The organism is Nocardiopsis codii (assembly GCF_036327455.1).
GTDB lineage: Bacteria > Actinomycetota > Actinomycetes > Streptosporangiales > Streptosporangiaceae > Nocardiopsis > Nocardiopsis codii.
Genome location: NZ_JAUZMY010000002.1, coordinates 44,360 through 57,153, shown reverse-complemented (window position 1 = coordinate 57,153; position 12,794 = coordinate 44,360). Strand labels below are relative to the sequence as shown.

Annotated in this window: 8 protein-coding genes; 4 read left to right on the top strand and 4 right to left on the bottom strand. The window is 74.0% G+C overall.

Annotation, left to right across the window (positions count from 1 at the left end):
* Nucleotides 1-19: 19 nt before the first annotated feature.
* Nucleotides 20-2,347, bottom strand: a complete 2,328-nt coding sequence (locus tag Q8791_RS02035) for a molybdopterin-dependent oxidoreductase (RefSeq protein ID WP_330089830.1) — start codon at nucleotides 2,345-2,347, stop codon at nucleotides 20-22.
* A 166-nt stretch (nucleotides 2,348-2,513) separates the two neighbouring features.
* Here Q8791_RS02035 and Q8791_RS02030 point away from each other — a divergent pair, with 166 nt between their 5' ends.
* The 3 genes from Q8791_RS02030 to Q8791_RS02020 all read left to right on the top strand — a co-directional run bounded on the left by Q8791_RS02030 (nucleotide 2,514) and on the right by Q8791_RS02020 (nucleotide 5,769).
* Entirely contained in the window at nucleotides 2,514-3,461 is a 948-nt protein-coding gene (locus tag Q8791_RS02030) for an HpcH/HpaI aldolase/citrate lyase family protein (RefSeq protein ID WP_330090131.1), read from the top strand.
* 71 nt (nucleotides 3,462-3,532) lie between these two features.
* Nucleotides 3,533-4,231, top strand: a complete 699-nt coding sequence (locus Q8791_RS02025) for a response regulator transcription factor (protein WP_330089829.1) — start codon at nucleotides 3,533-3,535, stop codon at nucleotides 4,229-4,231.
* Nucleotides 4,232-4,344: 113 nt separating this feature from the next.
* Nucleotides 4,345-5,769: a sensor histidine kinase gene (locus tag Q8791_RS02020; RefSeq protein WP_330090130.1), complete on the top strand. Its 1,425-nt coding sequence runs from the start codon at nucleotides 4,345-4,347 to the stop codon at nucleotides 5,767-5,769.
* Nucleotides 5,770-5,889: 120 nt separating this feature from the next.
* On the opposite strand, the gene Q8791_RS02015 is transcribed toward Q8791_RS02020, so the two are convergent.
* Together Q8791_RS02015 and Q8791_RS02010 are read right to left on the bottom strand one after the other, a co-directional pair.
* A complete protein-coding gene (locus Q8791_RS02015) occupies nucleotides 5,890-7,200 on the bottom strand; it encodes a glycosyltransferase (RefSeq protein WP_330089828.1) in 1,311 nt (436 codons plus the stop codon).
* Between the two features lie 445 nt (nucleotides 7,201-7,645).
* Nucleotides 7,646-9,490 (bottom strand): S1C family serine protease, encoded by a 1,845-nt coding sequence (locus Q8791_RS02010; protein ID WP_330089827.1) that lies wholly within the window; start codon nucleotides 9,488-9,490, stop codon nucleotides 7,646-7,648.
* Between the two features lie 270 nt (nucleotides 9,491-9,760).
* Here Q8791_RS02010 and Q8791_RS02005 point away from each other — a divergent pair, with 270 nt between their 5' ends.
* On the top strand, nucleotides 9,761-10,366 hold the full coding sequence (locus Q8791_RS02005) for a response regulator transcription factor (RefSeq protein WP_330089826.1): 606 nt from the start codon (nucleotides 9,761-9,763) through the stop codon (nucleotides 10,364-10,366).
* Nucleotides 10,367-10,435: 69 nt separating this feature from the next.
* Here Q8791_RS02005 and Q8791_RS02000 read toward each other — a convergent pair whose 3' ends face one another.
* A complete protein-coding gene (locus Q8791_RS02000; RefSeq protein WP_330090129.1) occupies nucleotides 10,436-12,604 on the bottom strand; it encodes a SpoIIE family protein phosphatase in 2,169 nt (722 codons plus the stop codon).
* Nucleotides 12,605-12,794: the final 190 nt, after the last annotated feature.

Here is a 12,794-nt window from a genome sequence, read left to right as displayed (position 1 = left end):
GCCGCCGGTGTCCGCGCGCTCAGAGGGCGGTGATGCCCGCGGGCGGCTCGAACGCGCGCACCGGAGGCACCGGCTCAGTGAAACGCTCCACCCTCACCCGCGCCGTCTGCCCCGTGCACCCCTGGCTCAGCGCGGACGTGCCCACGTCCTCCGTCAGCGCGTTGGGGTTCCCGTGCGCACACGTCACGCCCGGCGCCGACGGGTCGTACCAGGCGCCCGTGGACAGCTGCACCACACCGGGCCGCAGCGCGTCGCTCACGACCACGCCGGCCAGGCACGAACCCCGGCGGCTCGACACCCGCACCACGTCGCCGTCGGCGACGCCGCACGCCCGCGCGTCCTCAGGGCCGATCCGCAGCGGCGAGCGCCCCCCGACCTTCTGCGACATGCTGTGCGCGCCCATGTCCTGCTGGCTGTGCAGCCGTCCGCTCGGCTGGTTCGCGAGCAGCACCAGCGGGAACCCGTCGCGCTCCCCGTCCGCCGCCTGCTCCGGCAGCCACACCGGGTGCCCCGGGCAGTCCTCGTACCCGAACGACGCGATCGTCTCCGAGAACAGCTCGATCCTCCCGCTCGGCGTCCGCAGCGGACTCCCCTCCGGGTCGGCCCGGAACCCGCCCAGGAGCGCCTCGTCCTCCACCCGTCCGGGCATCTCCACCCGGCCGCGCGCCCAGAACTCCTCGAACCCCGGCACCTCGACGCCGTGCCGCGCCACCAGCGAGCGCCACCGCTCGTAGACCGTCCTCATCCACCCGGCGCTGGTCCGCCCCTCCGTGAACTTCTCGCGCACCCCCAACCGCTCGGCCAGGTCGGCGTACGTGTCGTACTCGTCGCGCGCCTGCCCGTGGGGCGACACCGCCCGCGGCATGGCCCGCACGCTCAGGTCGCCCTGGCTGGCGGTCAGGTCGTCGCGCTCCAGCACCGTGGTCGCGGGGATGACGATGTCGGCGTGCCTCGCCGTCGCCGTCCAGTGCGTCTCGTGCACCACCACCGTCTCCGGCCTGCCGAACGCCCTGGTCAGCCGTTCCAGGTCCTGGTGGTGGTGGAACGGGTTGCCGCCCGCCCAGTACACCAGCCGCACGTCCGGGTAGTGCCGCTCCTCGCCGTCGAAGTCGTAGCGCCCGCCCGGGTCCAGCAGCATGTCGGCGATGCGGGCCACCGGGATCGACGAGTCCACCGGGTTGGCGCCCTGCGGCATCCTCGGCAGCCCCAGCGGGGTCGAGCCTCCGCCGTAGTTGCCCATCGACCCGTACCCCGACGCGAAACCGCCGCCCGGCAGCCCCACCTGGCCCAGGCAGCAGGCCAGCGCCAGACCCGCCCACAGCGGCTGCTCGCCGTACCGGGCGCGCTGCACCGACCAGCCCACGTTGACGAGGGTGCGCCCCTCCGCCATGCGCCGGGCGAGAGACCGCAGCTCACCGGCCGGGACCCCGCAGATCCGCTCCGCCCACTCGGGCGAGCGCTCCACGCCCGGACGGGCGCCGTGCTCGTCGCGTCCGCCCAGCACGTAGGAGCGCAGCACGTCCGCGCCCACCGTGTACCGGTCCAGGAACGCGGTGTCGGCCAGCCCCTCCGTGAACAGGACGTGCATCAGGGCGAGCATCACCGCCGTGTCGGTGCCCGGAGGGATGGACATCCACTCGGCCTTGACGTCCTCGGGCGTGTCGTCGAACAGCGGCGACACGGACACGAACTCCACCCCGGACTCCGAGGCGGCGCGCATCGCCGGACCGGCGGTCTGGGCGGCCCGGCCCCCGGACGTCGTCCACGTGTTGGACAGTCGCAGCCCGCCGAAGGTCACCAGCAGATCGGTGTGCTCGCGGATCTGCGTCCACGCGGGTGCGCGGTGCAGCAGCCGGTTCGCGGCGGGGGTGCCGATGAGCCTGGGGAACAGCACCTCGACGGCGCCGTGGCTGTAGGTCGCGCGCGACCGCGTGTACCCGCCGACCGTGTTCAGGAACCGGTGCAGCTGGCTCTGCGCGTGGTGGACGCGGCCGGCGCTGCCCCACCCGTACGATCCGCCGTAGATCGCCGCGTTGCCGTGCTCGGTGCGGACCCGGTCGAGTTCCGTCGCCAGCAGGTCCAGGACCGTGGACCACTCGACCTCGACGTAGTCGTCGTCCGGGTGGCCCCTTCGCGCGTCCGGGCCCGGGCCGCGCTCCAGCCACCGGCGGCGCACCGCGGGGCGGGCCACGCGCGACGCGTGGTGCTGGGCGGCGGGGGTGTTCGCCATCACCGGGGAGGGTGCCGGGTCGTCGGGGTCCGGGCGCACTCCGACGACCCGGTCGTCCCTGACGACCACCTGGTAGCTGCCCCAGTGGGCGCTCGTCGGACGCAGCGTGGCGGACATCGTCACTCTCCCTCGATCACTCCGGCCCCGCCAGGGGACCCGCACCTCACTCTACGCACGCACAGGTGGGATGATGGGCCCCGCGACCCGGAGCGACGGCGGCGCCGAGGGCGGCGCGGCGCCGGGCGCGCGGACAGTGGCGCAGGCGAGCGGAGCGGGGACGACGATGGGCGAACTCAGGTCGCGGCGGTCGGTACTCGCGGTTCCGGGGTCCAACCCCCGGTTCGTGGACAAGGCGAGGGGCCTCGACACCGACGCCTTCTTCCTGGACCTGGAGGACGCGGTCGCCCCCTCGGAGAAGGAGGCCGCCCGCACCACGGTCGTCCGCGCCCTCACCGACGGCGGCTGGGGCGGGCGGGTCCGGTCGGTCCGAGTCAACGACACCACCACGGAGTGGGCCTACCGCGACGTCATCGGCGTCGTGGAGGGGGCCGGCGCGGACCTCGACTCGCTCGTCCTCCCCAAGGTCACCGCGGCCCGCGACGTCGAGTGGCTCGACACCCTGCTCACCCAGATCGAGCGCGCCGTCGGCCTGCCGGTCGGCCGCATCGGCATCGAGGCGCAGATCGAGGACGCGCGCGGGCTCGTGAACGTCGACGCGATCGCCGCCTCCTCACCCCGCCTGGAGGCCCTCGTCTACGGCCCCGCCGACTTCATGGCCTCCCTCACCATGAAGAGCCTGGTCGTCGGCGAGCAGCCCCCCGGCTACGACACCGGCGACGCCTACCACTACGTGCTCATGCGCATCCTCACGGCAGCGCGCGCCAACGGCATCCAGGCCGTCGACGGCCCCTACCTCCAGATCCGCGACGTCGACGCCTTCCGCCGCTCCGCCGGGCGCACCGCCGCCCTCGGCTTCGACGGCAAGTGGGTCCTGCACCCGCTCCAGGTGGACGCCGCCAACGAGGTGTTCGCCCCCTCCCAGGAGGACTACGACCACGCCGAGCTGATCCTGGACGCCTACGCCCACGCCACCACCGTGGACCGCCGCGGAGCCGTCATGCTCGGCGACGAGATGCTCGACGAGGCCTCCCGGAAGATGGCGCTCGTGGTCGCGGGCAAGGGCCGGGCGGCGGGGCTCGCGAGGACCCGATCGTTCGTCCCCGACGCCTGACCGGCGGGGTCTGACACGCACCCCACCCGCCTCTTACCGCCTTCTCACCCGGATAGGGAAGCATGGGCGCCATGGAAGCCACCGCCACGGTCCTGGTCGCCGACGACGACCGCGCGATCAGGGACTCACTGGAACGCGCGCTCCAACTGGAGGGCTACAGCGTCCGGACGGTCGCGGACGGGGTCCAGGCCCTCGCCGCCGTGCACGCCGACCCCGTCGACCTGCTCGTCCTCGACGTGATGATGCCCGGTGTGGACGGGTTGGGGGTCGCCAGGGTGCTGCGGGCCGAACGCGACCGCACGCCCATCCTCATGCTCACCGCCCGCGTGGAGACGCCCGACAGGGTGGCCGGGCTGGACGCGGGCGCCGACGACTACCTCGCCAAGCCCTTCGAGCTGGACGAACTCCTCGCCCGGCTGCGGGCCCTGCTGCGCAGGGCCGCACCCGTCCCCGAGGACGCCGACGACGAGGGACCGCTGCGGGCGGGGGAGCTGCGCCTGGACCCGCGCGCCCGCCGGGTCTGGCGCGGAGAACGCGAGATCGAGCTGTCCAAGACCGAGTTCGACCTCCTCGAACTCCTCATCCGCAACACGGGGATCGTCCTGGACCACGCCACCATCTACGACCGCATCTGGGGCTACGACTTCGGACCGGAGTCCAAGAACCTCGCCGTCTACATCAGCTACCTCCGCCGCAAGCTGGAGGACGGGGGGCCGCCGCTCATCCAGACCGTGCGCGGAGTCGGGTACACGCTCCGCCCGCAGGGGTGACCGGCGTGCGACCGCCCGGCGGCGGCCACGGGGAGGCCGGGGGCGCCGGAGCCCCCGGCGCGCCCGGTCCCGGCGGCACGGGCGCCCACACGGCCCTCCCGTGGCGGAACGGGGTGCTGCTCAACCCGCGCGGATGGCGGCTGGGCACGCGCTTCGCGGTGCTCTTCGCCCTGGTGGCCACCGTGATCATCGCCCTGGTCGGCACCCTCGCCTACACCACCGCCGCCGCGCTCATCCGCGCCGACGTCGAGAACGGGTTCGAGCGCACCGTCACCGACCTGTCCGAGAAGCTCGTCGAGATCCACGGCCAGGAGGGCGGCGAGCCCACCACCGGCCCGATCCCGTTCCTGTCCAGCGACAACCTCCAGGTGCAGCTCCTCGGCCCCGACGGCCGCCGGACCGTCAGCGTCGAGGACCCGGCCGAGGTCGTGTTCTTCGCCCCGTCCGAGACGGACATGGAACTGGCCGCGACCACGAAGCCCGGTGCCGTCGACATGCGCGAGCAGGTCGTCGACGGGCAGGCGTACCGGCTGGCCACGGTCTCCGTGGGGGACGGGGGCGGGGCCCTGCAACTCCTCCAGCGGCTGTCGCCCACCGAGCTGATGCTCGACCGTCTCGCCACCCAGATCCTGTGGGTGGGCCTGCTCGTCGCCCTCTGCGCCGCCGCGGTGGGCTGGCTGGTGGGCCATCGCACGACCGGCCGCCTGGTCCGCCTCACCGACGCCGCCGAGTACGTCAGCTCCACGGGGCGCCTCGACCCCGTCGACTCCGGCGGATACGGGCACGAGGAGGCCGGGCACGACGAGGTCGACCGCCTCAGCAGCGCCTTCAACGCGATGCTCGCCCGCCTGGCCAGGTCCAAGGAGGACCAGCGCCGACTCGTCCAGGACGCCGCGCACGAACTCCGCACGCCGCTCACCAGCCTCTACACCAACGTCCAGGTGCTGGGCCGGGTGGACCGGCTCAGCCCCGAGGCGCGGGAGAGCCTCATCGACGACCTGCGCGGCGAGACCCGGGAGCTCACCGCGCTCGTCAACGAACTGGTCGGACTGGCCACCGGGGACCACGAGGACGAGGCGATGCGCGCCGTCCCCCTGCGGGAGGTCGTCGAGAGGGTCGCCGAACGCACCCGCAGGCGCACCGGGCGCGAGATCGTCGTGGACGCCGACGACAGCACCGTGTGGGGGCGTCCCGGCTCACTGGAGCGGGCCGTCGCCAACCCGGTCGAGAACTCCGCCAAGTTCGACCCCGACGGCACTGCCCCCATCGAGATCCGCGTCCGCGCGGGCGCCGTCGAGGTCCTGGACCGCGGCCCCGGCATCGACCCGGACGAGCTGGGCCACGTCTTCGAGCGCTTCTACCGGGCCACCGTCGCCCGCGGCCTGCCGGGCTCCGGCCTCGGACTGGCCATGGTGCAGGAGATCGCGCAGGCCCACGGCGGGCGGGTGTTCGCCCGCAACCGGGAGGGCGGCGGCTCCGCCATCGGCTTCCAGCTGCCGCAGTACACACCGCCGGAGCAGGACGCGCCCCCGGACTGAGCCCTGGGGGCGGGGGAGCCCGTTCCGTCGGACCCCCGGGCCGTCCCGGGGCCCGGCTCCCGGCCGCACCCCGGAGCTGGGCCGCGTTCGGCCGCCTGCCCGCGAACCCCCGCGCCCCGGTCAGCCCCGGGCGGTCCCGCCCAACCGGGGGGCGGGTGCCGTGAACGCCGCGGGCGCCGGGGCGACCACCCCGTCCGCGGCCTCCAGGTAGATCCGCTCGAACCGCGCCAGGGAGTCCTCCAGCCGGTGTCGCGAGGCCATGACCCGGCTGTGCGCGCCCATCCGCAGGCGCTCGCCCTCGTCCTCCACCACGTCCCCGATCCGCGCGGCCAGCTCCTCCGCACGGCCCGGCCGGTACAGGTACCCGTTGGCGCCCTCCTCCACCAGGTGCGGCAGCGCCATCGCGTCCGCCGCCACCACCGGCAGACCGCTCGCCATGGCCTCCAGGGTCGCGATGCTCTGGAGCTCGGCGACGCCCGCGATGGCGAACACGTCCGCGCACCGGTACACGTCCGGAAGGTCGGTGTGCGGTACGAACCCGAGGAACAGCACCCGGTCCGCCACGCCCTCGGACACCGCGAGCTCCTCCAGCCTCCGCCGGAACGCACCGTCCCCCGCCAGCACGAGCTGGACACCGGGCATCCGGGCCACCGCGCGCACCAGCTCCTCGGTGCGCTTCTCCTCGTCCAGCCGGCCCACGAACAGCACTGTCGTCCGGTCCGGGACCCCCAGCCGGTCGCGCAGCCGCCGCCTGGCCGCGGCCCCGCCGTCGAGGGGACTGAACCGGGCCAGGTCGATTCCGCAGGAGACCGGCTCGACCAGCTTGGTGAACCCCTGCTCCCGCAGGAGCCCGGCTGCCGCGGGGGTCGGCGTCGTCACGTGCTCCGTCCGGGACAGCACCGCCCCCAGGTCCCACCAGGCGATCCGTGCGGCGTACGGGCGCAGCGGCCCGGGAACGCGCACGTAGTCGAAGAGGTTCTCCGGCATGAAGTGGTTGGTCGCGACCACGGGGACCCCGCGGGCGCGGGCGGCCGACGCCAGCATCCGGCCGACGAGGAAGTGGTTCTGGATGTGCACGGCGTCCGGCCGCAGCCGCTCCAGCAGCCGGTCGAGGTGCCCGCGGACCCCCAGCGGGACCGCGAGCCGTACGCTCCCGTGGACCAGCGAGGACATCGAGCGGAGGCGGTGCTCCACCACCCCGCCGCGCTCCACGGTGCGGGGCGCCCCCTCCGGGGAGGGGCACACCACGTGCACCCGCGCGCCGCGCCCGGCCAGCCCGTGGGCGAGGTGCGCGGTGAAGTAGGCGGCGCCGTTCACGTCCGGAGGGTAGGTGTCGGTACCGATCAGCACCCGGGGGCGGCGCTCCGGGCCGCCGCCCCGTCGGGGAGGCTCCGCCGGCGTGGGGGATGCGGAAGCGAAGGACGTGGGCATGGACCGGTTCTCCTGGCTGTCGGGTCGCCGCGTGGGCACGAGTGTGGCCCACCCGTGTAGACCGTCGTCGACCTTCCGGTGACCGGGGAGCGACCGCTCAGACAGCACACGGCGCACAGAAGAATACTCTTCGTGTTCAATCCTGTGCCCAGGCGCACCGTGATGTGGCAGATCGGTGACCTTCGGGAGAGGCGGGGCACGGGCGCTGCCTGCCCGCCGGCGGTCCGGTCGCCGCTCCAGGAGGAGCAGCGGCGGCGTCCGGCCGATGAACGCGCTCGCGGGTGCGGGAGCCACCGCCAGGGACTCCGGGCCGCCGACGGCCGGTGATCCGCCCCGCCGTCCCGACGTGTGTCCGCGACGGGAGGGACCGGAGAACGGGAACGGGGCGCTCCCGGGCCGAAAGCCCTGGGAGCGCCCCGTGGAGAGGGACCGAGACCGCGCTCGCTCAGTTCCCCCCGTCCTGCTCCGCCTCGTTCTCGACGGACGCCGAGCTCTGCTCGCCGAGCGTGACGGGCACGTCCTGCGGCGAGCCGTTGCCGCCGGACACCACACCGAAGGTGACCTCCTCGCCCGGCTGGCGGGAGCGGATCTCCGCGATCAGCTGGTCGGGCGTCGTGACGGTCTGACCGTCCACGGACACCACCACGTCGCCCGCCGTCAGTCCGGCCTCGTCCGCGGCGCCGCCGTCGGTCACCTCCACGATCTCCGCCCCGCCGCCCCGGCTGTTGGTGATGGTCGCCTCGATGGCCGGGTAGCTCGCGCTACCGCTCTCGACCAGCTGCTCGGCGATGGGACGGGCCTGGTTGATGGGGATCGCGAAGCCCAGCCCCACCGAACCGCTGTCCTGCGAGATCCCCGCGATCGCGGTGTTGATGCCGATCACCTCACCGGCCATGTTGACCAGGGGACCGCCCGAGTTGCCGGGGTTGATCGCCGCGTCCGTCTGGATCGCGTTGATCACCGTCGAGGTCTGGCCGCCGCCGTTCTCGGTCGCCCCTGTGTTCACCGGCCGGTTCAGGGCGCTGACCACACCCGTCGTGACCGTGCCGGACAGCCCCAGCGGGGAGCCGATCGCGACCACGTCCGCGCCCACGCCGACCTGTTCGGAGTCCCCGAGCGTGGCGGGTTCGAGGTCGTTGCGCCCCTCCACCTGGATGACCGCGATGTCGGAGACCGCGTCGGCGCCCAGCACCTCGGCGGACGCGGAGGTCCCGTCGTTGAACAGCACCTCCAGCGCTCCGCCCTGGGACGCCTCCACCACGTGCGCGTTCGTCAGGATCTGGCCGTCCGAGGAGATGACCACGCCGCTGCCGCCGCCGTTGGCGGTCTGGATCGACACCACGCTGGGCAGGACGCTCTCGGCGACGTCGCCGACCGCGCCCTCGGTGGCCGTGCTGCCCTGCTCGCCGGTCAGCGAGCTGGCCGGGGAGCCCAGTCCGTTCGGGAACAGGTAGGCGGTGCCCAGGGCCGCCGCAGGACCGACGATCAGGCTCGTGACCAGTGCGGTCACGGCGGCGATCGCCACCACCCGGCCGCCCCGCCTCGTCTTGCGGGGGGGTACCGGTCCCGGAACCGAGGCGCCGTACGGGGGCTGGCCGTGGCCGCCCCCGCCGAAAGCCGAACCGTCACCGTAGGGCGGTCCGCCCGGGGCGCCCGGGCCGCCCGGCACAGCGGGTCCCCCCGGGCCGTTCGGGCCGACGGGCCCCTGCGGTCCGCCGTACGGCCGGCCGTGGCCGCCCTGGTGGGCGGCGAACTGGTCGGTCGCGCCGCCCGCCGGGCCGCCGGGGCCGCCGACGTTCGGCGGGAACGTGTACGACGCGCGGTCCGCCTCGTTGGGCCCCGTGGCCCACCGCGGCGGGTGCTCGGGCGGGGAGAAGCGCGGACCGGTCCCGGTCGCGTGCGTCCCCGCGTGCTGCACCGGATGGCCCGGGTGCGCCTGGCCCGGGTTCTCCGCGTACCGCGCGGGCTGCTGCTCGACCGCGAAGGAGCGGCCGGCGCTCCCCTCCGGCGACGCGTCCTGCCGTCCGGCGCCCTCGGCCCCGAGGCCCGGGCCCCGGTCCTCCGGGAACCCGGAACCCTCGGCTGCCGGCGCCGCGGACGGCTGGTCGTCGTACCCGGCGGGAACACCCCCGTGCTCCCCGCCGGGTACGGGCTCAACGTGCGCCCCGTCGTCTGTGGAGGAGCCCTCCCGACCGGACGGCACCTGCGGGTCGGCGGGCTCGGCGGGAAGGTGGGCGTTCCCGGTCGCCGCACCGTGCTCGGTACCTGTACTCGGTTCGTTGGGGTTCAACTCATCCTCCGACTGGCGGGACGATGTCTAGCGGACGGACTCCATCATGGGCGGCATGGGTTAGAACAGGGTGAGAGCCCGATATACCAGGGTTTCGAGTCCTCGGCGCGAGCGGGGACCGGGCGCCGGTGGGGCCGGGCGCTCCCGGAGCCGCCGCGGGGGCCGACTCCCGCGGCGCGCCGACCTCTCGTACCTGCAAGAACCGTATGCACCACAATGTCCGGAACGATACCGCGCCGCAGTCCCCGCTACACGTGAGAAGGGCCGACCTTGATCAAGATCGTGCTGGCCGATGACGAACACCTCGTCCGAGGGGCCATCGCGGCACTCCTCGGCCTGGAGGACGACCTGGAGGTCGTCGCGCAGGTCGGCCGCGGCGACCAGGTGGTCGACGCGGTCCTCGAACACGCCGCCTCCATCGCCGTCCTGGACATCGAGATGCCCGGCGCCACCGGCCTCGATGTCGCCGCGCGGCTCAAGACGAGCGCCCCCGCCTGCGGGGTCGTCATCCTGACCAGCTTCGGCCGCCCCGGCTACCTGCGCCGCGCCCTCGCCTCCGGGGCGCGCGGGTTCCTCGCCAAGGACGCCCCGGTCGACCAGCTCGCGGGCGCCATCCGGCGCGTCCACGAGGGCGGGCGCTACATCGACACCGACCTCGCCGCCGCCGCCATGGTCGGAGGGGAGAGCCCCCTGACCGACCGGGAGGCCGAGGTGCTCCGCGCCGCCTCCGACGGCGCCACCGTCGCCAGGATCGCCGCCTCCCTCCACCTGACCGAGGGAACGGTCCGCAACTACCTCTCCAACGCCATCGGCAAGACCGGCGCGGACAACCGCATGTCCGCCATCCGCACGGCGCAGGACATGGGCTGGCTGTGACGGAGGGGCGGGGGGCCGGGGTTGCCGGCCTCCCCGCGACCGGGCCCGGCCGTCACCCCCGGGGTCCCGTCACAGGAAGCGCAGCACCATCATGGCCGTGTCGTCCGTGTGCCCGCCCGGCGCGTACTCCTCCAGTTCGCGGTCGATCCGGCTGATGACCGCCTGCGCGGTCAGGCCGGAGCAGCCGGAGAAGATCTCCATCAGGCCCTCGTCGCCGAGCATGTCCATGTTGCTGCGCCGCTCGGTGACGCCGTCGGTCACCGCCAGGACCACCTCGCCCGGGCGGATGTCCACGCTCTCCGTGGTGAAGCCCACGTCCTCGAACGCGCCCAGGAGCGGCTGCGAGGTCCCGAAGTTCTCCACCTCGCCCTTCTGGTTGAGGCGCATCGGCAGCGGGTGCCCGGCGGACACCATCCGCACCCTCATGCCGCCGCCCTCGTCGGTGGCCGGGGTCATCTCCCCGTAGAGCATGGTGAGGAAGCGGGTGGAGGTGTTCTCGTCCAGGATGGCCATGTTCAGCCGCTGCATGATGTGCGACGGGGTGAACCCCTCCTTGGCGAGGGCGCGCAGGGTGTGCCGGGCCAGGCCGGTCACCGCCGCGGCCTCCGGGCCGGTCCCGCACACGTCGCCGATGGCGAAGCACCAGCGGCCGCTGGCCGCGAACACGTCGTAGAAGTCGCCGCCGACCTGGTTCTTCTCGTCCGCGGGGCGGTAGAACACCGCGTGGTCCACGTGCGGGATCACCGGCTCCTTCTCCTTCGCGGGAAGGAGGCTGCGCTGGAGGGCGCTGCTCATCGCGGCCTGCTTCTCGTGCAGGCGCGCGTTCTCCATGGCGGAGGCCACACGGCGGCTGAGGTCGTCCGCGACGTCGACCTCCTCACGGGTGAAGTCGTCGGCCTCGTTCTTGCCGATCGTCATCCGGCCGAGCGCGCGGCCGTGCGCGACCAGCGGGACGCTGATCGCGGGGCCGCTGGCGAGCTCGCGGACCAGTTGTTCGTCGAGCCCCTCCTCCGCGAGTTCGGCCGGGGACCACAGGGGCTGCGGCTCGCGCTGCTCGCGCGGGGGCAGCCCGATCAGCAGAGCCCTCAGGACGTCGTTGTAGTTCTCGTCCCCGTGCACCACGTGGGTGAGCTGGGAACTGCCCAGCTCGTTGGTGGTGTGGATGGAGCACCACCGCCCCAGCCGGGAGGTGATCAGCTGGGCGGCGAGCGCGCCCGTCATCCGCTCGTCCAGCGTGCCCGCGAGCAGGTCGCTCGCCTCGGCCAGGAAGCTCAGAGACGCACGCCGGTTGAGCTCGACCTCCGCCAGGCGTGAGCGCTCCACGGGCAGCGCGATCAGGTCCGCGCCCTCCTGGAGCCGCTTGGAGGCCGACGGGCCGAAGTGCCTGGCCCGCTTGGAGGCGACCCCGAGCAGTCCCGCCACCCGGCCGTCCACGATCAGCGGCGCCGTCACCAGCGAGCGCATCCCGGCGCGCGACAGGCGTCCGCGGCCGGTGCGGGCGATCATCAGGTCGTCGTTGATCACCGCGCCCGGTTCGGGGGCGGCGGACGGGAACGTCTCCTCCGTGCGCACGCGCAGCGGCCGCCACGGCGCCCCGCCCGGGGTCAGCCCGACGGCGGCGCGGACCTCCCACATGGTCTCGTCGGAGGTCGCCAGTGTGATGTAGGCGGCATCCCCGCCCAGGGCGGTGGCCGCGTACTCCACGGTGCGCTCCAGCAGCTGCGGCAGGGACAGCCGGGAGCTGAGGGCGGCGTCCAGCGCCGACCACGGGGTGGGGCGCACCGGACGGGCGGGACCCCGCCGCACCTGGGGCGACTCCAGCGAGGGGTGCTCGCCGGGGGAGTCCTCGATCCGGAACCACACCGCCTTGTCGTTGCGCCCGTAGCTCACGCCCCAGCTGGACGCGATCGCGGACGCCAGTGCCAGCCCCAGTCCGCCGCTGCGCTCGTTGTCCCTGGACGGCGAGGTGTCCACGGCCAGCGGGCCCGCCTGAGGGACGGCCCGCTCCGGCGCGGAGTCGGTGACCATCACCTCGGTCGCGCCCTCGGCGCGGCGCACGGTCACGTCCAGGGGCGACCGCGCGTGGATGACGGCGTTCGTGACCAGTTCGCTGACCAGCAGGATCACGTCGTCGAACGGATCGGGAACGCCCCAGGACAGGAGGGTGTCGTGAACGAACTCACGGGCAGCGGCCGCGGTCTCCGGGGCAGGAGGGAACTCTCGTCGAGCGACCTTCAACGCGTCGTGTGCTGGCAAGCCGTCAGTGTCCTTCGTCGCTGGATACGGGAGCGGGGGAGGTGGTCACTGACACGATACGCGTGCGTACGCGGTCGGATCCCGAGGTATCGAGCAGAACCACCGAATCACCGGACCGCGCGTGCCGCACTCCGTGACACCGCCCCGGCCCCCCGGTGAGGGGCAGACGGGG